At 72.6% G+C, this 23,050-nt stretch carries 23 protein-coding genes and 1 pseudogene; 11 read left to right on the top strand and 13 right to left on the bottom strand.

The genetic code is table 11. The annotated features are described in order from the left end of the window. Window positions 1–12: 12 nt before the first annotated feature. Both IF22_RS0113385 and IF22_RS0113380 read right to left on the bottom strand, forming a co-directional pair. Window positions 13–1,479, bottom strand: a complete 1,467-nt coding sequence (locus IF22_RS0113385; protein WP_030331776.1) for a glycosyltransferase 87 family protein — start codon at window positions 1,477–1,479, stop codon at window positions 13–15. A 215-nt stretch (window positions 1,480–1,694) separates the two neighbouring features. Next, window positions 1,695–2,240, bottom strand: a complete 546-nt coding sequence (locus tag IF22_RS0113380) for a DoxX family protein (RefSeq protein ID WP_030331775.1) — start codon at window positions 2,238–2,240, stop codon at window positions 1,695–1,697. Between the two features lie 133 nt (window positions 2,241–2,373). On the opposite strand from IF22_RS0113380, the gene IF22_RS0113375 reads away from it, so the two are divergent. Next, window positions 2,374–2,922, top strand: a complete 549-nt coding sequence (locus tag IF22_RS0113375) for a GNAT family N-acetyltransferase (RefSeq protein WP_030331773.1) — start codon at window positions 2,374–2,376, stop codon at window positions 2,920–2,922. A gap of 13 nt (window positions 2,923–2,935) precedes the next feature. Here IF22_RS0113375 and IF22_RS0113370 read toward each other — a convergent pair whose 3' ends face one another. The 3 genes and pseudogenes from IF22_RS0113370 to IF22_RS35910 all read right to left on the bottom strand — a co-directional run. Then, window positions 2,936–4,177, bottom strand: a complete 1,242-nt coding sequence (locus IF22_RS0113370) for an ATP-binding protein (RefSeq protein WP_030331772.1) — start codon at window positions 4,175–4,177, stop codon at window positions 2,936–2,938. Between the two features lie 157 nt (window positions 4,178–4,334). Further along, a complete protein-coding gene (locus tag IF22_RS36300) occupies window positions 4,335–4,781 on the bottom strand; it encodes an LppU/SCO3897 family protein (protein ID WP_051708488.1) in 447 nt (148 codons plus the stop codon). A 485-nt stretch (window positions 4,782–5,266) separates the two neighbouring features. Next, window positions 5,267–5,761, bottom strand: a pseudogene (locus IF22_RS35910) (LppU/SCO3897 family protein); the annotation flags it as partial. A 372-nt stretch (window positions 5,762–6,133) separates the two neighbouring features. Between IF22_RS35910 and IF22_RS0113355 the strand changes: the two are divergent. After that, window positions 6,134–7,138 (top strand): EamA family transporter, encoded by a 1,005-nt coding sequence (locus tag IF22_RS0113355; RefSeq protein WP_030331765.1) that lies wholly within the window; start codon window positions 6,134–6,136, stop codon window positions 7,136–7,138. Between the two features lie 10 nt (window positions 7,139–7,148). Next, window positions 7,149–7,802 (top strand): A24 family peptidase, encoded by a 654-nt coding sequence (locus IF22_RS0113350; protein ID WP_051708446.1) that lies wholly within the window; start codon window positions 7,149–7,151, stop codon window positions 7,800–7,802. A 168-nt stretch (window positions 7,803–7,970) separates the two neighbouring features. On the opposite strand, the gene IF22_RS0113345 is transcribed toward IF22_RS0113350, so the two are convergent. From IF22_RS0113345 to IF22_RS0113325, 5 genes are all read right to left on the bottom strand, one after another. Then, window positions 7,971–11,150 (bottom strand): UvrD-helicase domain-containing protein, encoded by a 3,180-nt coding sequence (locus tag IF22_RS0113345; protein ID WP_030331761.1) that lies wholly within the window; start codon window positions 11,148–11,150, stop codon window positions 7,971–7,973. A 61-nt stretch (window positions 11,151–11,211) separates the two neighbouring features. Further along, a complete protein-coding gene (locus IF22_RS0113340; RefSeq protein WP_030331760.1) occupies window positions 11,212–12,456 on the bottom strand; it encodes a metallophosphoesterase in 1,245 nt (414 codons plus the stop codon). A 15-nt stretch (window positions 12,457–12,471) separates the two neighbouring features. After that, window positions 12,472–12,726, bottom strand: coding sequence for a MoaD/ThiS family protein (locus IF22_RS0113335; RefSeq protein WP_030331758.1), 255 nt, complete (start codon window positions 12,724–12,726; stop codon window positions 12,472–12,474). Window positions 12,727–12,728: 2 nt separating this feature from the next. Then, a complete protein-coding gene (gene moaA, locus IF22_RS0113330) occupies window positions 12,729–13,742 on the bottom strand; it encodes a GTP 3',8-cyclase MoaA (protein WP_030331756.1) in 1,014 nt (337 codons plus the stop codon). Next, complete coding sequence (locus tag IF22_RS0113325) at window positions 13,739–14,653, bottom strand: fructosamine kinase family protein (RefSeq protein ID WP_030331753.1); 915 nt, start codon at window positions 14,651–14,653, stop codon at window positions 13,739–13,741. The genes moaA and IF22_RS0113325 overlap by 4 nt, the downstream gene beginning before the upstream one ends. A 173-nt stretch (window positions 14,654–14,826) precedes the next feature. Here IF22_RS0113325 and IF22_RS0113320 point away from each other — a divergent pair, with 173 nt between their 5' ends. The 4 genes from IF22_RS0113320 to IF22_RS0113305 all read left to right on the top strand — a co-directional run bounded on the left by IF22_RS0113320 (window position 14,827) and on the right by IF22_RS0113305 (window position 17,472). Then, a complete protein-coding gene (locus IF22_RS0113320) occupies window positions 14,827–15,873 on the top strand; it encodes a DUF4192 domain-containing protein (RefSeq protein ID WP_030331751.1) in 1,047 nt (348 codons plus the stop codon). A gap of 61 nt (window positions 15,874–15,934) precedes the next feature. Continuing rightward, window positions 15,935–16,186, top strand: coding sequence for a hypothetical protein (locus tag IF22_RS0113315; protein WP_030331749.1), 252 nt, complete (start codon window positions 15,935–15,937; stop codon window positions 16,184–16,186). Continuing rightward, window positions 16,183–16,581 carry a hypothetical protein gene (locus IF22_RS0113310; RefSeq protein WP_030331747.1) on the top strand — a complete coding sequence of 133 codons (399 nt, stop codon included), beginning with the start codon at window positions 16,183–16,185 and terminating at the stop codon, window positions 16,579–16,581. Before IF22_RS0113315 ends, IF22_RS0113310 begins: the two co-directional genes overlap by 4 nt. 177 nt (window positions 16,582–16,758) lie before the next feature. After that, window positions 16,759–17,472 (top strand): GAP family protein, encoded by a 714-nt coding sequence (locus tag IF22_RS0113305; protein WP_030331745.1) that lies wholly within the window; start codon window positions 16,759–16,761, stop codon window positions 17,470–17,472. On the opposite strand, the gene fdhD is transcribed toward IF22_RS0113305, so the two are convergent. Beyond that, window positions 17,462–18,316 carry a formate dehydrogenase accessory sulfurtransferase FdhD gene (gene fdhD, locus IF22_RS0113300; RefSeq protein ID WP_030331743.1) on the bottom strand — a complete coding sequence of 285 codons (855 nt, stop codon included), beginning with the start codon at window positions 18,314–18,316 and terminating at the stop codon, window positions 17,462–17,464. The two genes, IF22_RS0113305 and fdhD, sit on opposite strands and share 11 nt — an antisense overlap. Window positions 18,317–18,434: 118 nt before the next feature. Here fdhD and mobA point away from each other — a divergent pair, with 118 nt between their 5' ends. The 3 genes from mobA (at window position 18,435) to IF22_RS0113285 (ending at window position 20,614) form a co-directional block, all read left to right on the top strand. Then, entirely contained in the window at window positions 18,435–19,163 is a 729-nt protein-coding gene (gene mobA, locus IF22_RS0113295; protein WP_209444549.1) for a molybdenum cofactor guanylyltransferase, read from the top strand. Further along, complete coding sequence (locus IF22_RS0113290; RefSeq protein ID WP_030331739.1) at window positions 19,160–19,426, top strand: DUF6457 domain-containing protein; 267 nt, start codon at window positions 19,160–19,162, stop codon at window positions 19,424–19,426. Before mobA ends, IF22_RS0113290 begins: the two co-directional genes overlap by 4 nt. Window positions 19,427–19,507: 81 nt before the next feature. Continuing rightward, a complete protein-coding gene (locus tag IF22_RS0113285) occupies window positions 19,508–20,614 on the top strand; it encodes a T3SS (YopN, CesT) and YbjN peptide-binding chaperone 1 (protein ID WP_030331736.1) in 1,107 nt (368 codons plus the stop codon). A 6-nt stretch (window positions 20,615–20,620) separates the two neighbouring features. Here the strand turns inward: IF22_RS0113285 and IF22_RS0113280 are convergent, their stop codons facing one another. Both IF22_RS0113280 and IF22_RS0113275 read right to left on the bottom strand, forming a co-directional pair. Next, window positions 20,621–21,577 (bottom strand): zinc-binding dehydrogenase, encoded by a 957-nt coding sequence (locus tag IF22_RS0113280; RefSeq protein WP_030331734.1) that lies wholly within the window; start codon window positions 21,575–21,577, stop codon window positions 20,621–20,623. A 72-nt stretch (window positions 21,578–21,649) separates the two neighbouring features. Continuing rightward, window positions 21,650–22,114 carry an Lrp/AsnC family transcriptional regulator gene (locus tag IF22_RS0113275; protein WP_030331732.1) on the bottom strand — a complete coding sequence of 155 codons (465 nt, stop codon included), beginning with the start codon at window positions 22,112–22,114 and terminating at the stop codon, window positions 21,650–21,652. 59 nt (window positions 22,115–22,173) lie between these two features. On the opposite strand from IF22_RS0113275, the gene ddaH reads away from it, so the two are divergent. Beyond that, window positions 22,174–23,007, top strand: coding sequence for a dimethylargininase (ddaH, locus tag IF22_RS0113270; RefSeq protein WP_342446904.1), 834 nt, complete (start codon window positions 22,174–22,176; stop codon window positions 23,005–23,007). Window positions 23,008–23,050 lie beyond the last annotated feature (43 nt).

Below are 23,050 nucleotides of genomic sequence, written 5' to 3'. Positions count from 1 at the left end.
CTGCCCCACCCGTCAGCGGTGACCGTTGACCGCCACGGCCCTGGACAGCCGGTCGCCGTAGAACGCGGGCTCCGCACCCGGTCGCCAGGGCAGCGCGGCGACCAGCACGATCAGGGCGAGCGCGAGCGAGTTCTCCATCAGCGCGCCGAACAGACCGTCCTGGTAGTGCGACATCTCCGGCAGTTGGTGTTCGTACGGCCAGATCGGCGAGATCAGGAAGAGCAGGTAGAGCCCGATCGCGGCGACGCCGTGGCGCAGCCCGGTCAGCGTCGGGTACCAGATCGGCGGGCGGAGCCCGTTGACCCCGGGGAGCCCGCCGAAGACCGGCCCCTGACCGGTGCGCTGCGGTGTCCCCCGGCTCGCCTCGCGGCGACGCACAGCGGCGTCGGCCAGCACGATGATCGCCGGGATCACCCAGACCAGGTGGTGCGTCCAGGAGATCGGGCTGATCACGTTCGCGGTGAGACCGACCAGCGTGAAGGCGGTCAGCTCGTCACCGTCGGCGCGGGAACTCGCGGCCCGGGACAGGCCCAGCGCCAGGACCAGCACCGAGAAGGCGAGCCACAACAGCCCCGGGGTCTCGATCGAGTCGTACAGCCGGGCGAGCAGACCGGCGAGGGACTGGTTGGGCGTCATGTCCGCCGCGCCGACCCGTTCGGTCTGCCACAGCACGCTGCCGAAGTAGGTCCGTGACTCGTCGCCGACGATCGCGAAGGTCCCCAGCGTCACGCCGATTGTGGTGCCGATGGCGGTGGCCGCCACCCGCCACTGACGGGTGATCAGCAGGTAGGCGATGAACAGCGCCGGGGTGAGCTTGACAGCGGTGGCGAGGCCGATCCCGGCCCCGGCCCAGGCCCCGCCGTAGACGAAGCGCAGCAGCGGGCCGTCGGTGGCGGCGTAGTGGGTGCCCCGGCGGGACCGCCAGCGAAGGCCGATCAGGTCAGCCATGATCAGGGCGAACAGCAGGATGTTGACCTGGCCGTACCCGAGCGTCTCCCGGCCCGGCTCGATGGCGACCGCGAGCGGCACCGCCACGGCCACCGTGAACCACAGTGGCCACCCCAGCCGGTCCACGATGGGTCGGAGCAGCCCGGCCAGCACCAGCGCCAACGCGGCGATGCTGGCGGCGGCGTTGACCAGGCCGGCCGCGTCGATCGGCAGCTGCGCCATCGGCAACATGACCAGCCCGGCGAAGGGTGGGTAGGTGAACCCGAGCGTGGTTTCGGGCGCGATGAACTCGTAGAGCTCGTGACCGCTCGCCCACCACACCACGGCACCGTGGTAGATCTTCATGTCGAAGAAGTTGTACGGTCGCCCGAAAGCGCCGATGGCGAGCCATGCGGCATAGGCGACGGCGGCCACGATGGCACCCCGTACGACGTTCCTACGATCGATCCCGCGCGTCACGCGGTCGATCCCGCGCGTCACCCGTTGGATTGGGGCGAGGCGGTCCGCCCGTCTACCGACATCCGTCGGCATGGCGTGGCCACCCCCGTACCAAGGTTGTCCTATCCGTCCAGGTCCTGCACGGAGCCTAGAACGGCGCCTCACGTCAGTGCCTCCCGCGTTATGCGACCGTGTCCGATCCCACACATGTTTTTGACATTTCCACCGCGTTAACGCCTACCGGGTGGTTCAGGTAATTCGTGCCCTTAGCGGGGGGTGGGGGTGAGACCGAGACGGATCGACGCAGGTCAGCCGGGGAGCCGACGTGCGGTGGAGGCGGAGCGGACGGCGATTCGGGCCTCGCGTCGGGCGGTCCGGACGGCGCGTTGCACGGAACGTCGAGAGTGGCCGATGCGATGGCCCGTCCGCCACCGCAGCCCCGGCTTGCCGCCGGTGTCCGCCGCGGCGAGCAGCAGACCGCCGAGGAGCCCGATGTTCTTCAGGACGTGGATCTGGTTGTTGTTCTTGGCGATCGGGTCGTCGTTCTTCCAGAAGGGATGCCCGGCGACGGTCACCGGCACCAGCGTGCCGGCGAGGACCAGCGCCGCGGGTCGGCTGAACCGGCCGGTGGCCAGCATCAACCCGGCGCTGACCTGCACGGCGGCGTTGAGTCGGATCAACGTCTCGGTCTCGGTGGGGAAGCTCGGGTGCGCCTTCTTCAGCATCGGTGCGACCTTGTCGGTCACGGGTTTGGCGGCGGCCGACAGCCGGCCGGGAGCACGGAAGTTGCGATACCCGCTGACCACGAAGATGCCGCTCAGCATGGCGCGGGCGAGGGAGCGTACGGGCGTCATGGATCAGTCATACCCCGTCGCGGCGTTTGCTACCCGGGCAACCGCAGGATCGGATTGGTGTTCGTGCACGTACGCCACGCCGAATCGAGCGACAGTCACGGATGGACGGGCACCGACGGGTAACGTCGCGCGGGTGACCACGCTGCGGCTACGCCCCGAGGACCCGGCCGACGCCGGCTCGGTGCGCCGCGTGCTGGCCGCGGCCTTCGCCCGCCCGGACGTGACGACGCCGCCGGAGGTCAGCCTGGTGGACGAGCTGCGCGACACCCCCGCCTGGTTGCCGGAGCTGGCCATGGTCGCCGAGTACGGCGGTGAGGTGGTCGGTTACGCGCTGCTCACCCGGGTGCGTCTGCGGCCGGAGCGAGGCGCCGACGTGCCCGTGCTGGCGCTCGGCCCGGTGGCGGTCGCGCCGCACCGGCAACGTGTCGGGCACGGCACAGCGGTCGTGCAGGCCGCACTGGACGCGTCCACCGAGTTGGGTGAGCGACTCGTCGTCGTCCTCGGCGCGCCGGCCTTCTACCGCCGGTTCGGGTTCGGCCCGGCGAGTGAGCTGGGCCTGACCGGTCCGTGGGCGGGCCTCGGTGAGCCGTGGCAGGCGTTGGTGCTGCCGCCGTCCACCAGCGAGGAAGGCCCTCCGCCGCGCGGCGAGGTGCTCTTTCCGGCGCCCTGGTCGAAGGTCTGACCGGGCCGACGCGTCAGGCCGGCTGCGTCCGCAGGTACCGGCCGAAGTGCGGGACCGTGAAGGCGACGGTGCCCCGCTCACCGGAGTAAATCAACCCCTTCTTGATCAGCGCGTCCCGGGCCGGGGAGAGGCTGGCCGGCTTGCGGCCGAGGGCTCGGGCGATCTCCGCGGTGGGCACCGCGGCGTCCATGTCGTCGCGGACCACCGCGCCGGGCTCGCCCTCCACCGCGGACAACGTGGCCATCGCCCGCATGTACTCACGTTCGGCGGGGGTGGCCCGTTCGAACCGGGACCCGAAGAACCCGACCGCCAGCTCAGCTTCCGCCTCGGGTGCGGCGACCCGCACGTCGGCGGCCGTGATCGGCGAGCGCGGCGCGTTGTCCCAGGTCGCCTTGCCGTACGCCTGGACGAAGTAGGGGTAGCCGCCGGACTTCTCGTAGAGCAGGTCGAGGGCCTTCTGCTCGTACTCGACCTCCTCGCGCTCGGCGGGCGCGCAGAGCGCCTGGTCGGCGGCGATCCGGTCGAGCCGGTCGATGCGCTGGTAGCGGAACAACCGTTCGGAGTATGACTTGGCGGCGCTGAGCACTGCCGGCAGGTGCGGAAGGCCGGCACCGACGACGATCAGCGGTGCGCCGAGCTGGGACAGCTCGTGGCAGGCGGCGCAGAGAGCCGACACGTCCTCCGGGCCGAGATCCTGCATCTCGTCGATGAAGATGGCGATACCGGTGCCCACGTCGCTGGCCACCGCCGCAGCGTCGCTGAACAGCTCGACCAGGTCGATCTCGATGTCGCCGGAGTCGGCCCGACCGCTGGCGGCCGGCACGTCGATTCCGGGCTGCCACCGGTCGCGCAGCTTGGTGGCGGCGCCGGCCCGGCCGGTCGGGGTGGACCGCTGGGCGAACGCCTTGAGGACGCCGAGGAACGCGTCGATCCGGTCCGGTGCGCGGTGGCGGGGGGCCAACTCGCGCACCGCCATGTGCAGCGCGGCGGCGACCGGTCGGCGCAATGACTGGTCCGGTCGAGCTTCGATCTTGCCGCTGCCCCAGAGCCGGTTGATCGCCTGGGACCGGAGGGTGTTGAGCAGGACCGTCTTGCCGACGCCGCGTAGCCCGGTGAGCATCAGGCTGCGCTCGGGTCGGCCGCGGGCGATGCGCTCCAGCACGATGTCGAAGACGTCCAGCTCCCGCCCCCGCCCGGCGAGTTCGGGCGGGCGCTGGCCGGCGCCCGGCGCGTACGGGTTGCGGACCGGATCCACGCATCGCAGATTATCGGGCCATCTAGCTGCGGGGCTAGACATGGATAGATGCGGCTACCGGCGTGTCGGAACCGTCGACAACAAACTAGGGCTGTCTAGCGTGGACGCTAGACAGCCCTAGTTTTGCCAATCGGCGGACCGGCCGCCCAGCTCGGAGCTACCGCTTCTTCAGACAGAGCACGTAGTCGAACAGGTCGACCGAGTTGTCGTGCACGTAGTTCGCTGTCGCCTGAGGCGCGAGCACCTCACACCGGTCGCCGTCGGTGGTCGCCGGAATGCGCAGCAGCACCTGATACGTGTTCGGGCCGCACGGCACCTTGCGGAGCTCCGCGTCGTCCTCGCTGCCGTCGTTCACCACGCAGTCGCCCCGCGCGAACTCCTCGTCCGGAGACGGCGCGGCTGACGGCGGCGCGTCGCTGGGCAGGGCGGGTGGCACGACCGGAGCGCTCGTCGACGGGGTACGCGCCGCATCGCTGCCAGCGTCGGCCACCTTCCAGACCGCCCAACCGGCCAGGCCGAGGCACGGACAGAGCACCAGCAGCACCACCGCCGCGATGATGAGGGCGACGTTGCGGCCGGTCTTCGTCGGCGCGGCGGGCGGCATCCCGTAGCCGCCGGGCGGCTGCTGACCCCACGGGGCGGGTGGCTGACCCGGTATCGGACCGGCCGGCTGACCGGGCGTCGGGCCGGCCGGCGGGAATGGGCCCGGCGGAGGGTACGGCCCGGGCGGCGGGTAACCCGGGCCCGAGGTCGGCGGTGGCGCCCACATCGGAGTGGTCGGCGGCTCCGGATTGTCGGACTGCGGCCCCGGGTTGGTGGGCGGCGGCGCCCACATGGGTGCCGTCGGTGGCTCCGCGTCGGCCGGCGGCGGACCCCACTGCTGCCGGGTCGGGTCGTCGGAGGCCGGCGGGGTGCTCCACTGCTGCCGGGTCGGATCGTCGGAGGCCGGCGGGGTGCTCCACTGCGGCACGGTCGGGTCGACCGGTGGTGAGCTGTCAGGCCCGCTGGGCGGGCGCTGGTACGGGTCGTCCGGCTGATCGGAACCCGCAGGTCCGTAGGTCGTCATGTCATCCCCGGGGGTGGGTGGTCTCAGCGTTGCTTGAGGCAGAGGACGAAGTCGAGAGTGTCCAGCTCACTGTCGAAGAAATACCAGTTGGTGTAACCCTTCACCTTGTCGCACTTGGTCTCGGCGTCCCGCTCGCCGCTGGTCGGGCCGTCGATCCGGCTCAGCACCTCGTACGACTTGGCGGTGCAACCGCTGATCAGCAGCTTGGGTTTGCCGCCGGCGGCGCCGTCGTTGCGGACGCACTGGCCGACCTTGGCGAACCGGGGATCGGCCGACGACTCCGGCGCCGCCGCGCTCGGCGCGGGCTCGACCGCGTCCGCGCTGGGCTCACCGGCAACCGCCGCCGGACTGCTCGGCGCCGCCGCCGGCGCCGGGTCGCTCTGCCCATCGCGGAACCAGAACACACCGGCGACGGCCAGCACCACGAGGACGACGGCCAGCACCGCGATCAGCGGCCCCCGGCCGCGCCGGCCCGGTGCCGGATCCTCGCCGTACGGGTCGTCGGGCCGGTACGGCGGCTGCTCGCCGTAGGTCGGTGTCGGCTGGTACGAGCCGCCGTAGGGCGCGCCGGGCGCTGCACCGTACTGCGTTCCCGGACCGCCTCCGTAGGTCGGCTCGCCGTATGACCCGGGCCCCTGCGGGCCGGGCGGATACGACGAGACCGCCGGCGGGTAGGACTCGGGCGTCGGTGGGTACGACTCGGGCCTGGGCGGGTACTGCCGCTGCACCGGATGACCTGGTGTCTCATCGGGTCGCTGGCCACGCCACGGCCCCGGGTGGCCGCCTCCCGGTTGTCCGTAGTTCGTCATGCCGCCCTCCTGCACGAGTGGTGAGAGGCCGGCCACCAAAGCGCGACGCGGACTCCGAGGTCACCGTAGCGTGGTCCACTGATGAGCTCACCTCCACCGAGCGCCACGGCCCTCGCCGGCCGTCGCGTCAGCACCACACCGGCACTGATCTGGACCGCGTTGATCGTGGTCTACCTGCTCTGGGGGTCGACCTATCTGGCCATCCGGATCACCGTGGAGACGCTGCCCCCGCTGCTGTCGGCCGCCCTCCGGTTCGCGGTGGCCGGCCTGATCCTGGCGGTGGTGCTGCGGTTGCGCCGGGGCCCCGGCGCGCTGCGGGTGGACCGACGGCAACTCGGCTCCGTCGCGTTGGTCGGGGTGCTCCTGCTCGCCGGTGGCAACGGCCTGGTGGTGCTCGCCGAATCGGGGCCGCCCGGCGTCGCGGTGCCGTCCGGGATCGCCGCGCTGCTGGTGGCCACGGTGCCGCTGCTGGTGGTGCTGTTGCGCTCGGCCACCGGGGACCGGCCGCCGCTCTGGACGTTCGCCGGGGTCACTGTGGGCTTCGTCGGCCTGATCCTGTTGGTGCTGCCCGGCGGTGGTTCGGGCGCGGTGCCGCTGGTCGGGGCGTTGACTGTGGTGGCGGCGACCGCCTCCTGGTCGGTCGGGTCGTTCCTGTCCGGACGGATCCGGATGCCCGCCGACCCCTTCGTGGCCACCGTGTACGAGATGGTGGCTGGCTCGCTGGTGCTGGCGGTCGTCGCCGCCGGTCGGGGCGAACTGGCCGGCTTCCACCCGGCGGCGGTCAGCACCCGGTCCTGGTTGGCGCTGGGCTACCTCATGGTGGCTGGTTCACTGGTGGCCTTCACCGCGTACGTCTGGCTGCTGCACAACGCGCCGATCTCGCTGGTGTCGACGTACGCCTACGTGAACCCGGCGGTCGCGGTGGTGCTCGGCGCGCTGCTGGTGGCCGAGCCGGTCACCCCGCAGGTGCTGCTCGGCGGTGCCGTCATCGTGGCCGGGGTCGCGGTGGTGGTGGTCACCGAACGGCCGCGTCGGTCCGGCACGGGATCACGATCGGGGGTCACGCCGGTGCGCGAGCGTCGGTAACGTCCGGGCCATGTCGGCCGCCGCGCTGGTGTCGATCGCTCTGCTCGGCACATTGGTCGGCCTCGTCGTACCCCTGATGTCGCGGCGCTTCGCCACGGCGGACGCCGGGTCGTGGGCGTTTGCACCGCCGCAGCCGTTCCGGCGGCCCTGGGTCGCGCCGATGGTGGCGGCCAGCGTCTTCGTCGGCCTTGCCGGCGCGGCTGCCGACGACCCGGCGTTACCGGTCTTCCTCGCGGTCGGGGCGGTCGGTCTGGTGCTCGCGCGGGTCGACCTGGCCTGCCTGCGGCTGCCCGACCCGCTGGTCCTCATTGCCGGGTTGCTGGCCCTCGGGGGTCTGACAGTTGCGGCGGTGCTGTCCGACGCTCCCGGCCGGCTGCTCGGCGTGCTGGGCGGCGCGGCGGTCGCGGGGACGGCGCACGTGCTGCTGGCAGTGCTGCCCGGGTCCCGACTGGGTTTCGGCGACGTGAAACTCGCCACCGTCCTCGGCCTGCCGCTCGGCTGGCTGGGGCGGGACGCCCTGCTGGCCGGGATTCTGCTGCCGCACGTCCTGCAGGGCGTCCTGGTCCTCGGCCTGCTGGCCGCCCGAAAGGTGCACCGGGACACCGCGCTACCCCTCGGCCCAGCCCTGCTGACCGGCGCCTGGCTCGCCGCTCTCCTCACCTGACCCCCACCCCGCGCCGCAAGCCCCGCGCCGCAAGCCCCGCGCCGCAAGCCCTCGTCGATCTTGCGGTTTCGGTGCCGGCACAAGGTGCATCTCCACGCAGAAGGGCAACAGAAAGCGCAAGATCGGCGCAGCTATGGGGCGGGGTCTGGGGGGAGGAGGGGGCGGGGGTTAGATCAGGCGGAGTTGGCGGTCCTTTGGGCGGCGGGGTTCTTCTTCGCCGAAGCGTTCGAAGAGGCCCGGGTCGATGCTGGAGAGGAACGGCGAGGGGGCGCAGTCGCGCTCCGCGCCGTGGCGGATGCGGCGGGCCGCGTGACTGACGTACAGCCGGTCCTGGGCCCGGGTCAGGCCGACGAAGAAGAGCCGGCGCTCCTCGGCGACGGCGTCGTCGTCCGGTGTCGAGCCCGGCCAGCGCAGCGGCAGCAGCCCGTCCTCGACGCCGACCAGGAAGACCACCGGGAACTCCAGGCCCTTCGCGGCGTGCAGGGTGAGCAGCGTGACCGCCTCGGCGCGCGGGTCCAGCGCGTCCACCTCCGCGCCGGTCGCCAACTGCGACAGGAAGGTCTCCAGGTCGTCGCCGCAGCGCCGGGCCAACGGGGTCAGCAGGTCCACCGCCGAGCGGACGTCCTCGGGGCGGACGGTGCTGCCCGCGCCGTCCAGGGTGGGCACGGCGAACCGCTCCGCGACCACCTGACCGGCCAGCCGCGCCCGGGCGGCCAGCGAGCCGGCCAGACCGTCGGCGTGCCGGAGCTCCCGGGCGATGGCGGCAACCCCGGGCCGATCCCGCAGCCGGTCGTGGGAACGCTTCTGCACGGGGATGTTGGCCCGGGTCAGGGCGTCCACGATCGGGGCGGCCTGCGCGTCGGTGCGGTACAGCACGGCGATGTCGGAGAACGACAGCGAGGTGGACCGGCCGTCGATGCGACCCGAGTCCAGCGAGCGGTGCGACAGCCCGCCGACCAGGTCGTCGACGGTACGCACCACGAAGTCGGCCTCCTCGACCACGGACGCCGCCGGGTAGCGCCCGACCAGCGGGGCCTCCGGGTCGAGCCGGGCCGGGTCCAGTCGTCGACCCCGCACCAGCGAGGACGGCGCGATGGCCTGCACCGCGGCGGCCAGGATCGGCGCCGACGAGCGGTAGTTGCGGTTGAGCCGCACCAGTCGGGCGTCGGTGAAGTCCTCGGAGAAGCGCAGGAAGTAGCCGACGTCGGCACCCCGGAACGAGTAGATCGCCTGGTCCGGGTCGCCGATCGCGCAGAGGTTGCCGTCGGTGGGGCTGAGCAGCCGCAGCAGCTCGTACTGCACCTCGTCGACGTCCTGGTACTCGTCGACGAAGATCCACCGCCAGCGGTCCCGGTACCGCTCGACCAGCTTCCGGTCGGCCCGCAGCAACTCCACCGGCAGGGTCACCAGCTCGTCCAGGTCCACCAGGTCCTGCTTACGCAGCAGGGACGTGTAGGTGGCGCTGTCGTCGCCGGCCTCGGTGCGGGCCGCCGCCCGCTCGGCGTCGTCGGCGATCCGGAAGTCGGCCGGCAGGCCCGCAGCGGCGGTGTTCTCCCGCAGGATCAGCAGCCCCAGCGCGTGGAACGTGCCCACTGTGACGTCCTCGGCGACCGGGCCGAGCAGGCCGTCGAGGCGGTGCCGCAACTCCTCGGCGGCCCGGCGGGTGAACGTGATCGCGAGGCAGTGCTCGGGGAAGACGTTCAGCTCCGCGCAGAGGTACGCGATCCGGTGGGTCAGTGTCCTGGTCTTGCCGGTGCCCGGACCGGCCACGATGAGCAGCGGGCCACCAGGTGCCGACGCGGCCACCCGCTGCATGGCGTCCAGCCGGTCCAGCAGGCCGGTACCGACCTCCTCCATGCCGGCGAGCATCGGCTCGAACGGTTCGTGCGGAGACGGCGGCGACGCGATCGGCGGCGCGGGCGTCGGGGCCGGCTTCCGCTTCGGCTCCGACTTCGCCGCCGCCGGGCGCTTTGCCGCGACCCGGGGCGCCGGCTCCGTGGGCCGTCGCTGCGCCGGCACCGGTACGTCGAACAGGGTCTCCTGCGCGCCCAGCTCGGCCGGGTCGAAGAGCGTGATCACGCCGTACTCGCCGTCGTAGCCGGGCACCCGCCGGACGTCGCCGCGCCGCAGCCGCCCGATGCCCTCCGCGAGCAGTTCACCGCCGGCCTGCTCGATGTCGGCCAACGGCGTCGTGGTCAGGATCTCCAGCTCGGGGCCGAGTGCGGCGAGCAACTCGTTGAACCGCCCCTCGACCTTCTTCGACCGGGCACCCACCTTGTTGATCTCGCCGAGGATCTCGGCCAGCGGCACCAGGTGAGTGACGTCCCGGGCGTGTGCCGGCCGGTGCCCGGCCGGACGGTCGGCCAGCTCCTCGACCCGGCTGAGGACACCCACGGTGAGCGGTTTGCCGCACTCGGGGCAGCGGCCGCCGGCGGTCCGGGTGCGCTCCGGAGACCAGTTCACCCCACACAGCCGGTGCCCGTCCGCGTGGTACTTGCCCTCCTCCGGGAAGAACTCGACAGTGCCGGCCAGGCCGTCACCGGTACGCAGCGCCTCCCGAACGGCGAAGTAGTCCCGTTCCGCGGTCAGCACTGTCGCCTCCCGGCCGAGAGCCGGTGGCGAGTGCGCGTCCGAGTTGGACACCAACTGGTAGCCGTCCAGGCTGCCGACGCGCCAGTTCATCGCGGGGTCGGAGGAGAGCCCGGTCTCCACGGCGAAGATGTGTTCGGCCAGGTCGGCGTAGCAGTCCGCGATCGCGTCGAAGCCGGACTTCGAGCCCAACGCGGAGAACCACGGCGTCCAGATGTGCGCGGGCACCAGGTAACCGTCGGGGCTGGCCTCAAGCGTGATCTCCAGCAGGTCGCGGGAGTCCAGTCCGAGGATCGGCCGGCCGTCGGAGCCGAGGTTGCCGATCCGGCCGAGGGCGGTGTTGAACCGGGCCACCGCGTCCAGATCCGGCAGGTAGATCAGGTGGTGCACCTTGCGGGTCCGGTCGTCCCGCTTGTAGATGGTGGAGATCTCCACGCTCAGCATGAACCGGACCGGGTCCGCCTCCGCCGTCGAGGCGAGTCGGGGTGGCAGTCGGCGGGCGATGTCCCGTTCCGCTTCCGGGTCGAGTCGGTAGAGCCCCGGCTCGGCCGGGCGCAGCGTCTCCCGCAGGTGGTCGTACCAGGCGGGGTGGGTGAAGTCGCCGGTGCCGAGCAGGCCAATGCCCTTACGCCGGGCCCACCACGCGAGGTTCGGCGTGGTGAGATCACGGCTGCACGCGCGCGAGTACTTCGAGTGGATGTGCAGGTCCGCGACGAATGGCGGTAGGCCACCGGGGGGTACGGCGCTGAACGGGGGCACGCCGCATCCTGTCACGCCCGCCGCGCCGGCCACCCGCCGCCACGCGCGGACGTGACTTCCGCTATGCCGAGCGCAGCTCGACCAGACTGATTTGCGGCTCCGCGCCGACCCGGACCGGCGGACCCCAGAAACCGGCGCCGTTGGTCACGTAGACCTTGGTGCCGTCCACCTCACCGAGCCCGCTGACCACCGGCTGCTCCAGCCGGACGGCCAGGTTGAACGGCACCATCTGCCCGCCGTGGGTGTGCCCGGACAGTTGCAGGTCGACGCCGTAGCGGGCCGCCTCCTTGGCCGCCACAGGCTGGTGCGCGAGCAGGACGACGGGCCGGCTCGGGTCGCGGTCACCGAGGGCGGCGGCGAAGTCCGGACCGGCCGCGAGGCCGGTGCCCGCCCCGCTGAGGTCGTTCACGCCAGCCAGGTCGAGCACCCCACCCCGGGCCTGGATCTCCTGCCGCCGGTTCTGCAGCACCCGCAGACCGAGCCGGTCGACCTCCTGGACCCACTCCTCGACGCCGGAGTAGTACTCATGGTTGCCGGTGACGAAGAAGCTGCCGTAGCGGGAGCGCAGGTCGCGCAGCGGCGCGGCGGCCGAGCCGAGTTCGGCGACGGAGCCGTCCACCAGGTCACCGACGACGGCGACGATGTCCGCGTCGAGCCGGTTGATCGCGGCGACGATCCGCTCGGTGTGTGCCCGGCCGCGCAGCGGGCCGAGGTGGATGTCGGAGACGGTGGCGATGCGCAGACCGTCCATGCTGCGGGGGAGCTTGGCGAGCGGGATCCGCACCCGGTCCAGCTGCGGCGGGCCGAGGGCGGTGCGGACGCCGTACCCCGTGATGCCGGTGGCGGTGAGGCCGGCGAAGATGGCCGCCCCACGGGCCAGCAGCAACCGACGGGACGGGTCGTGGTCCGGTGCCGCGACAGCGCCGGCGGCCGGCGGGTCGGTCGGCCCGGCGGCACCGACCAGTACCGGTTCGGGCGCGGCGGTGGTCGGCTCCGCGGCAACCACCCGGCGGCGCAGCACCAGCCGGGCGACGAGCATCGGCACTTCCAGCACGACAAGCACGACAAGCAGGTAGAACATCAGCGCGAGCCACAGGTAGCCCGGCCAGGCGAGCCAGTAGAGCCCGGCCTGCGTCCCGGCGAGGGTGACCGGCACCAGCACGGCCAGCACCACGGCGGTGATCGCGCCGACCCGTCGCCAGCGACCCGGTGTGGTGGTGTCCCGAACCAGCCGCTTCCACAGGTAGAGGTGGATGAGACCGGTGACCAGCGCCAGGACAGCCACGAACCCCAGAACCGCCATCATGTGTGCGCGCCTCCCTCAGCCGCCCGCGAACGGGGGCAGGACATCGATCGTGGCCCCGGCCGGTAGGGGTGCCTGACGATCATGACAGGTGACGCCGTTCACGAGGAAACTCGCCACCCGCAGCACCCCGGCGAGACGGTCGCCGTGGCGCTGGGACAGCTCGGCCGTGAGGTCGTCGAGTGACCGCCCACCGGGGACGGCCTCCTCGGCGCGGCCGGCGGCGGCGCGGGCGCCAGCGAAGTAGCGGACGGTCAGCGGTGTCCCCGGCATGCTCAGCCCCCGATCGCGGACATCGGTCGGGTCGGTTGGAGGAAGGTCGGGTCGTCGATGCCGTGCCCGGCGCGCTTGCCCCACATCGCGGTACGCCAGCGTCGGGCCAGCTCGTCGTCGTCCGCGCCGGCCCGCAGCGCGGCGCGCAGATCCGACTCCTCGGTGGCGAAGAGGCAGGCGCGGACCTGACCGTCGGCGGTCAGCCGGGTGCGGTCGCAGTCCCCGCAGAAGGGGCGGGTGACGCTGGCGATCACACCGACCCGGGCGGGACCTCCGTCGACCAGCCAGGTCTCCGCCGGTGCCGCACCGCGCTCGGCCGGGTCGGGGCTGAGATCGAAGGCGGTACGCAGGGACGCCAGGATCTCCTCGGCGGTGACCATGGTGTCGCGGGCCCAACCGTGTTGGGCGTCCAGCGGCATCTGCTCGATGATCCGCAGCTGGTAGTCGTGATCGAGGGCGAAGCGGAGCAGCGCTGGCGCCTCGTCCTCGTTCACACCTCGCATCAGCACTGAGTTGATCTTCACGGGGCTGAGGCCGACTGCCGCCGCCCCGGCCAGCCCGGCCAGCACCGCGTCGAGGCGGGGACGGCGGGTGAGCGTGGTGAACCGGTCCGGGTCCAGGGTGTCCAGTGAGACGTTCACCCGGTCCAGGCCGGCCGCGCGCAACGCCGGGGCCAGCCGGTCCAGGCCGATGCCGTTGGTGGTCAGCGAGACCCGGGGGCGGGGCTGGAGGGCGGCGACGGCCGTCACGATGTCGACCAGCCCGGGTCGGATCAGCGGCTCACCGCCGGTGAACCGCACCTCGGTCACGCCGAGCAGCTCGACCGCCACCCGGACCAGCCGGACGATCTCCTCGTCGGTCAGCAGCTCGGGGCCGGCCAGCCAGGGCAGCCCTTCCGCCGGCATGCAGTAGGTGCAGCGCAGGTTGCACTTGTCGGTGAGGGACACGCGCAGGTCCCGGGCGACGCGGCCGTACCGGTCGACGAGGACGCCGTCGGACCCCGGGGCGGCGCTCACCTGTCGACCGTAGCGCGCTCGGCCCGGCCCAGGACGGCGCGGGCGGTCCGGACGACCGCATCTCGGTAACTGGCGCCGAAGAGCGCGGTGTGCACAAGCAGCAGATGCAGCTGATGTAGCGGCACGCGGTCCCGCCAACCGTCCGACAGCGGCCAACTCTCCTGGTAGGCGGCCAGCACCCGACCCAGGTGGGGGATGCCGCCGAAGAGGGCGAGCTGGGCGAGATCCGTTTCCCGGTGCCCACCGTGCGCCGCCGGGTCGACCAGCCAGGCCCGGTCGTCGGCCCCCCACAGCACGTTGCCCGGCCACAGGTCGCCGTGGATGCGCGCGGGCGGCTCGTCGCCGCCGAGCCCGTCGAGGCGACCGATCACCTGCTCGACCAGATCGGCGTCGGCCCCGCTGAGCGCACCGCCGTCGACCGAGCGTCGCAGGTAGGGGGCGAGGCGCCGCTCGACGAACCAGGTCGACCAGCGCCCCTCGGTGGGGGTGTTGTCCTGGGGAAGCGCGCCGATGAAACCGGGCCAGGCCGCACCGAAGGTGGTCGCGCCCGCCCGGTGCAACCCGGCCAACTCCCGGCCGAAGCGCTCCGCGGCCTCCGGCGTCGGCTCGCCGGGCTCCACCCAGTCGAGCGCCAGCAGCTCCGGCAACACCACGATCACCTCGGGTACGGCGACCGCGCCCGCCTCCCGCAGCCAGCGCAGGCCGGCGGCCTCGGCGGCGAAGAAGCCCTCCGGCACCGGTCGGTCGGCGTTCTCCGGCCAGGACTTGGCGAAGACGGAGTGGCCGTCGTCGAGGGTGAGCCGGGCGGCGGCGCAGATGTCTCCACCGGCGACCGGCGTCTCCCGGAGCCGCTGATGGGTCCGGAAGGTCGGGAGGTGCGCCGGATGCGCGCGCAGGTACGCCAGGTCCATCAGCGCACGGTAACCGCTCCTTACGACAGCCAGGTGTCGCCCGACGACATCGGCGCTCTTTCGGCACTCGTCGGTGTGGCATGAGCAGGGAAAACACGCTGCGTAACTGTGGATAAGCCGCGTGTCGTCCACAGGGGTGGCCGGGCCCGGTGCCCCCGCCGCAGGCTTCCGACATGACCTCGACCGAACGCCCCCAGTTGGCCGTCCGCTCACCCGCCGACCTGATCGCCGCCGTGCCGTACCTGCTGGGTTTCCACCCCGCCGACAGCGTGGTCGCGGTGGCGCTGCGCGGCCGGCAGATCATCTTCGCCGCCCGCGCCGACCTGCCCGAGCCGTCCACGGATCCCCTCGACCGGGCCCGACACCTGGCCGGGGTGATCCACCGGCAGGGCGCGGAGGCTGCCACAGTCGTGGGTTACGGCCCGCCCGACCGGGTCACCCCGAGCGTGGATGCCGTACGCGCCGCGCTGACCGGTGTCGGCCTGGAGGTGCTCGACGCGCTGCGGGTGACCGACGGCCGGTGGTGGTCCTACCTCTGCACCGAGGCCGAGTGCTGCCCACCCGAGGGTCGGCGCTACGACCCGGAGATCAACCAGGTGACGGCGTCGGCGGTCTTCGCCGGCCAGGTGGCTCTCCCGGACCGGGCCGCCCTCGTGGCGCAGGTGTCGCCGGTCGAAGGTCCGGCCCGGGACGCGTTGCGCGCGGCCGCCGTCGGGGCCGAGAAACGGCTCGTCGACCTGATCGAGGGCGCGCCCGCCAGCGATCTGCTCGGCGGTCGAGCGGTGCGCTCCGCCGGGGTGACGGCGGTTCGCGAGGCGCAACGCCGGCAGCGGCGCGGTGAACGGCTCGACGATGCGGAGGTCGCCTGGCTGTGCCTGCTGCTGACCCACCTGCCGGTGCGCGACCACGCCTGGGAACGCACCGACGGTCGCGATCGGGACATCGCCCTGTGGACCGACGTGCTGCGCCGGGCCGAGCCGGAGCTGACCGCCGCGCCCGGTGCGTTGCTGGCGTTCGCCGCGTGGAGGGCCGGGCAGGGTGCGCTGGCGGCGGTCGCGCTCGAACGCACGCTCGGTCTGCACCCCGGCTACTCGCTCGCCCTGCTGCTGGACGACCTGATCCGGCGCGGCGTGCCCCCGGCCGAGCTGGACGGCTGGCCGTCGGTCGGGATGCCCGGGGTCATCCGTCCCCGCAGACGGAGCCGACGTGGCCGCCGCTGACCGGTCCGATCACACGCGCGGTAATACCGCGGGTGCTACCAGAATTGATAGGCTGGCGGACATGACCGTCAAGCGCTCCGTGAGCCTCCCCGACGACGTCGCGGAGTGGCTGGATCGGCAGCCCAACGTCTCGGCCGCCATCACCGCGGCGGTACGGGCCCAGATGGAGGTCATGCACCTCGACGAGGTGCTGCGGCGTGCCGGCATCGAGGTGACCGAGGCGGGCCGGGCGCGGTGGCGGGAGCGGCTGGCGACGCCCATTCCGGCGGACGCCCTGGCCGAAGGACGCCGGATGTTGGGCCGCGCGGGATGAGCGATCAGATCGCTGCCGTCTTCGACGCGTCGGCGTTGACGGCCTACCTCGAGGGCAACCCATCGGTGGGGGAGCTGATGCTGGAGGTCGCCGACGAGGGTCGGCAGGTGGCCGTACCGGCGACGTGCCTGGCTGTCGCCTTCGCAAACGCGACCGACGAGATCGATGCCGCGCTGCTGGCCCTGATGATGACCGCCCCGATGATCCGCCTGCTGCCTCTCGACGCCGAGGACGTGCGAGACACCGGCACGTTGGCCCGCGCCGGGGACGGTGACATCTCGCTCGGCCATGCCGCCCGTGCGGCACTCACCCACGAGGCGCACTACGCGACGGCGCGACCCGAGGCCGCGGCGAAGGTGCTCCCGACCAACTGGAGCATCCTCCAGCTGGCCTGACGAGCGACAAGGCTGCGACGCGAACCCGAGTCGATCATGCGCAGGGCGGGCCCTGGCCGCTTCCCTCGGCACCGCCCTCCGTCGAAGGATGTACGCGTTGCTCCTGTCCACGGCCGACGCGGCCGGCTCACCACCGCCGGAGAATGATCTCGTGGCCGTTAACCGTGTCGGTACGACATGACCCCCGAGTTGCTGCTGTCGCTGGCCGGGCTGGCGTTGATCGACAGCACCAGCATCGGCACCCTCTTCATCCCGGTCTGGCTGCTGCTCGCACCCGGGACGATCAACGCGCGGCGGATCCTCGTCTACCTCGGCACCATCGCCGTCTTCTACTTCGCCGTGGGGCTGCTGCTCGCCCTGGGTGGCAGCCAGTTGGCCGACGTCCTCGGCGGGGCGATGGACAACCGGCCGGTGCTCTGGGCGCAGCTCGTTCTCGGGGTCGGGCTGTTCGCGCTCAGCTTCCGGTACGACGGCAAACGACGCCCACGCGGCGGCGGTGTGCTGCGGTGGCGGGACCGCGTCACAGCTGGCGACTCCTCGGTGCGCTGGCTGGTGGGGCTGGCGCTCCTCGCCGCGCTCGCGGAGGTGGCGACGATGCTGCCGTACCTCGGCGCGGTCGGCCTGCTGACCACCTCCGAGGTCGGTGCGGCGCAGATGGTGGGTCTGCTCGCTGCCTACTGCGTGGTCATGGTGTTGCCGGCGGTGCTGCTGCTCGGAGCGCGAATGGCGTGGCCGAGGTTGGTCGAGCCGGTGCTGGGCCGGCTCAACGCCTGGATCGCGCGCCACTCCGGCGGCATGCTCGGCTGGATCCTCGGCATCGCGGGCTTCCTGCTGGCCCGCGACGCCGTGATCCGGCTGGACCTGCTCGACCAGTTGGTGATCAGACTGTGATCCGTTCGGGGCGGGCGTAGACGTTCATCGTGTTGCCGCGCAGGAAGCCAACAAGTGTCATGCCCGCCTCCTCGGCCAACTCGGCGGCGAGGGTGCTCGGGGCGGACACCGCGGCCAGCAGCGGCAGCCCGGCCATCCACGCCTTCTGGGTCAGCTCGAAGCTGGCCCGCCCGGAGACCAGCAGCAGGTGCCCGGCGAGCGGCAGCCGGCGCTCCCGCACCGCCCAGCCGATCACCTTGTCCACGGCGTTGTGTCGGCCCACGTCCTCGCGCAGCACCACCAGTTCGCCGTCGGGGGTGAACAAGCCGGCCGCGTGCAGCCCGCCGGTCCGGTCGAAGCCGCGCTGGGCGGCGCGCAACCGGTCGGGCAGGTCGGCGAGCAGCGTGGCCGGCACGCTGAGAGGGTCCGCCGAGACCGGGAAGAGCGACCGGGTGCGTACCGCGTCGATGCTGGCCTTGCCGCAGACCCCGCAGGAGCTGGTCGTGTAGAAGTTCCGGGACGGGTCGGTGGTCGGTTCCGGCACTCCGGGGGCGAGCACCACGTCCACCACGTTGTACGTGTTCGGTGTCTCCGCGCCGGCGCAGAGCTGCGCGGTCAGCACGTCGTCGGTCGACCGGATCAGCCCCTCCGTCAGCAGGAACCCGATGGCCAGGTCCAGGTCGTCGCCGGGGGTACGCATGGTGACGGCGAGCGGCCGCCGTCGGCCGGGGCCGGCCGCGCCGACCCGGATCTCCAGCGGCTCTTCCACGGCGAGGGTGTCCGGCCGGCGGACCGACCCGCGGCCGGCGCTCGCCGCGTCCAGGTCGATCCGGAGTACGCCCCTGCGATCAGTTGCCCGTCCCATCCCGCCATCCTCCCCCCACCCCACCCCGAACCACCCACCCCAACCCCACCCACCCCCACCCCGCGCGTTGATCATGAAGTTGTCCGCGCGTGTTGTCGGCGTGTCGAGCGACAACTCCATGATCACCAGGGTGACGGGTTGGGCTGGCGCATCCGAGCGCCGGCACGGTTACCGTGGCCGGGTGGGGACGTACGCAGCAGTGGTGCTCGCGGGTGGGGCCGCCCGACGGATGGGCGGGGTCGACAAGCCCGCGCTTCCGGTCGGTGGTCGGCCGATGCGTGACCGCGTGCTGGCCGCCGTCGCCGACGCGACGCCGCGGGTGCTGGTCGGTGCGGCCCAGGGCGTGCCGGCGGGTGTGCGGGTCGTCCGGGAGGACCCGCCCGGCGGGGGCCCGGTCGCCGCGGCGGCGGCCGGCCTGGCGCTGCTGGATCCCGACATCGCCCTTGTCGCGCTGCTCGCCGGCGATCTGCCGCTGCTCACCCGGGCCGCGATCAGTGACCTGTTGAACCACTTCGACGGTGAGTCCGCACGCACCGGACCGGCCGGAGACCGCTCCGCGTCGGCACCGCCGCCCAGCGGCGGCGAGCGGGGACCGGACGGGGTGTGCTTCGTGGACGGGGACGGGCGGCGGCAGTCGCTCTGTGGTGTCTGGCGGGTCGCGGCGCTGCGGGCGGCGTTGGACCGGCTGGCCGTCGAGCGGGGCGGGAGCCTGTCCGGGGCGCCGGTCCGGGCGCTGCTGGCCGGTCTCGTGGTGCGGGAGGTGGCCTGGTCCGGCGAGGGGCCGCCGCCGTGGTTCGACTGCGACACTGACGAGGACGTACGCCGGGCGGAGGAGTGGGCGCGATGACGGTGATGGACGACTGGGTCACGGCGGTGTGCGCCGAGTTGGATCTGGACCCGGCCGCGGTGCCGGTGCCGGCGGTGCTCGATCTGGCCCGGGACGTCGCCCACCAGGTGCTGCGTCCCGGGGCGCCGGTGACCGCGTACCTCTTCGGGTTGGCGGTCGGCCGGGGTGCCGAGCCGGCGGACGCCGCGGCCCGGCTCAGCGCGCTGGCGGGCACCTGGCCGGTCGAGTTGGGTGCCGACCCCGCGGACCCGACGGCCCGCTGACCGCCGCTGTCCGATCCCGGTCCGGGCTGATTCGGCCTACCGGCGGCGTGGGTAGGGTGATCGTGACGGACGGAGGCGATCATGACGGCTGACCACCCCTCGGCCCCGCACGGTGAGCTGCCCGGCGCTTCGACCGAGCCGGCGGAATCGATCCTGCTCGACGAGCCCAGCACCACCGACCTGCGGGCGAAGGTGACCGAGGCGTGGCGGGAGTTCGCCCGCGCGCTCGCCGTGCGGCTGCGGGAACTTCCCGTCGGCGCGCACCTCGACGTGACCCTCGATCCCACGGCCTCCGGCACCGGTGACGCCGTCTACTCGATAAGCGTGGACGTGGACGCGGACCGGGTGTTGTCCGCCCGCGCGGTCGGCAACGCCACCCTGCCGGCGGGGTACCGACTGGACCGGGGCGCGGTGGCGGACATGGTCGCGCTCGGTTGGTCGCCGCCCGGGGTGGTCGCCGGCTCCGGCGGTTCCTTCGGGTTGAACGCCACGACGGGCGAGTCGACCCAGGTGGCCACGCTGCTCTCCCGCACGCTGCGGGACGTCTACGGTGCCCCGCACCCGGCCTTCCTCGTCTACCTGGTGCACGACGCCGAGGGCGAACCGCTGACGGTGGACCCGCTGGGCACCGCGCGTAGCGAGTTCGGCCCGGACGCCGATGTCGAGGCGGACCTGGAGGAGGCGTTGGCCGAGGCGGCTGCCGCTCAGGTCGAGCGGGACGACGTGCTCGACCTGGCCGACCGGGTCCGTACCGTGGTCTCCACGATGTTGAAGTCGGACACCGACCGGTTGCAGATCGACTCGGACGGCGACATCACCATCCGCGCCGGCTCGGCGATGGTCTTCGTGCGGGTGCGGGACAACCCGCCCCTGGTGGACGTGTTCTCCCCGGTGCTCACCGAGGTGGAGCCGACCGAGCGGCTCTACGTGAAGCTCTCCGAGCTGACGAACCGGATGCCGATCGGCCGCCTCTACTGCGCCGATGACACGGTCTGGGCGTCCATCCCGGTGTTCGGCCGCAACTTCCAGGCCACCCATCTGATGCTCGCGGTGCAGGTGATGACCGGTCTCGCCGACGAGTTGGACGACCGTCTGCACGGCGAGTTCGGCGGCAAGCGGTTCTTCGGTGAGGGTGACAAGCCGGTCCGGCGCGACGAGTCGGAGCACCGCACCGGCATGTACCTCTGAACCCGGTCAGTTCACGTCCAGCAGGGTCTTGCCGACTGTCGCGCGCGCCTCGATGGCGGCGTGCGCGTCCGCCGCGCGTTCCAGCGGGAAGCGCTGGCCGATGAGCGGCCGTAGCTGGCCGGCCGCCGCGCCCGCCAGCACCTGATCGGTGTACGCGCGCATCCGCGCGGGCGGCACGTCCGGCCGGACCAGCGTGACGTGCCGCGCCGTGGCGTCCTCCGCCGACACCGGGGACCACCCGCCGCTGGCCAGCCCGAAGCTGACCATCCGGCCACCCGGGTCCAGCAGCTCGAACGCCGTCCGGGCGATGGGGCCGCCGACGCCGTCGAACACCACGTCGACTCCGCCCACCACGTCCCGGATCTGGTCGGCCCAGCCCGGCAGGCGGTAGTCGGCCGTCAGGTCGGCACCGAGGCCGGGCAGCAGGTCCACCTTGCGCGCGCCGCCGGCCACCCCGATCACCTGTGCGCCGGCGCGCGCCGCGAGCTGCACGAGCAGGCTGCCCACGCCGCCCGCCGCCGCTTCCACCAGCACCCGGTCGCCGGGGCGAACGCCGGCCGCCTCGACCAGCAGGGTGGCGGTCCGTCCGTCGGCCAGCAGGGCCACCGCGTCGTCCAGTGCCAGCCCGGCCGGCACCTCGAAGGGCGCGGACGCGTCCACCACCGCCCGTTCGGCGTACCCGCCGGAGCCGCCGGTGGCGCTGACGACCCGGCGCCCGGTCAGCGCCGGGTCGACGTCCGACCCGACCGTGGTGATCACCCCGCCGACGCCGTTGCCGGGGATCAGCGGTGGGGTGAGCCGGAACGGGCCGGGGCGTCCGGAGCGTAGCTGCGTCTCGATGAAGGTGATGTTCACGTGCGCGACGTCGATCAGCACCTGCCCGGGTCCGGGCACCGGGTCGGGCGCCGGGCCGGGGACCAGCACCTCGGGTCCGCCGAACTCCCGTAACCAGATCGCCCGCATGACAGCCCCCTCGGCCTCGATGGGCTGCCTCGCCCACTCGGGGTCAGTCCATCTCCTCAACTCGGGTTGAGGTCAAGAGGTGCCGGCGGACGGCCCGACGCCGGGCGATTCGACCAGCCGGGAGAGCACGATGGTGCTGCGGGTGGAGGTCACGAAGGACTCGGCCCGCAGTCGTTCCAGCGCTGCCTCCAGGTGGGCGATGTCGGCGGCGCGGAGGTGCACGAGCGCGTCCGCCTCCCCGGAGACGGTGTACGCGCCGACCACCTCGGGGTGTCGGCGGGCGGCCACACCGATCTGCGCCGGGGTGGTCCGGCCGGCGCAGAACAGCTCGACGAAGGCTTCCGTCGTCCAGCCGACGGCGGCCGGATCAACGACGGCCGTGAATCCCCTGATCACGCCGGTGGCGCGTAGTCGGTCGACGCGACGCTTGACCGCTGGGGCGGAGAGTGACACCCGAGCGCCGATGTCGGCGTACGACGCGCGGGCGTCCGCGACAAGTAACGCAATGATCCGCTGGTCTACCGCGTCTATCTGCAACGTTCCGCCTCTGGGAAGCAACACTTGTGGCTGTTTTCAACGTTCCACGGTACCTACTCTTGGTGACCGTGAACCAGCAGCGTTTCCCGCGAAAGCGGACATATCTCATGTGCTCGCCGGACTACTTCGCGGTCGAGTACGCGATCAACCCGTGGATGGACGTGACCACCCCGGTCGACCGGGACCTGGCCGTCAAGCAGTGGGACCGGCTGCGCGAGACGCTTGTCGGCCTCGGCCACGAGGTACACCTGCTCACCCCCGAGCAGGGCCTGCCCGACATGGTCTACGCCGCCAACGGCGGCTTCGTGGTGGACGGCAGCGTCTACGGCGCCCGGTTCAAGCACGAGCAGCGGGCCGCCGAGGCCGCCGCCCACCACGCCTTCTACGAGGCGCAGGGCTGGCGGTTCATCGCACCCAGCGAGACCAACGAGGGCGAGGGCGACTTCGCGTACGTGCCGGAGGCGCACGGCGGACTCATCCTGGCCGGGCACGGCTTCCGCACCGAGATCCCCGCGCACGCGGAGGCGCAGGAGGCGTTGGGTCGTCCGGTGGTGTCGCTGCGCCTGATCGACCCGCGCTTCTACCACCTGGACGTGGCGCTCGCGGCCATCGACGACGAGAACATCGTCTACTTCCCGGGCGCGTTCTCCGCGGCCAGCCAGCGGGTGCTCACCCAACTCTTCCCGGACGCGGTGATCGCCGACGACGAGGACGCGATGGCCTTCGGGCTCAACCTGGTCAGCGACGGCGCGAACGTGGTCCTCAACAGCGAGGCCACCCGCCTGGCCGGCAAGCTCAAGGCGGCCGGGTACACGCCGGTCCCCGTCGAGCTGGCCGAGCTGAAGAAGGGCGGCGGCAGCGTGAAGTGCTGCATCGCCGAGCTGCGGCACTGACCCACTAACGTCTCGGGGCCGGCCTCCCACTGGGAGGCCGGCC

Source organism: Micromonospora parva, from assembly GCF_000718515.1.
Lineage (GTDB): Bacteria > Actinomycetota > Actinomycetes > Mycobacteriales > Micromonosporaceae > Micromonospora > Micromonospora parva.
Note: the sequence above shows the minus strand (reverse complement) of the source record. Positions and strands in the feature narration are given on the sequence as shown.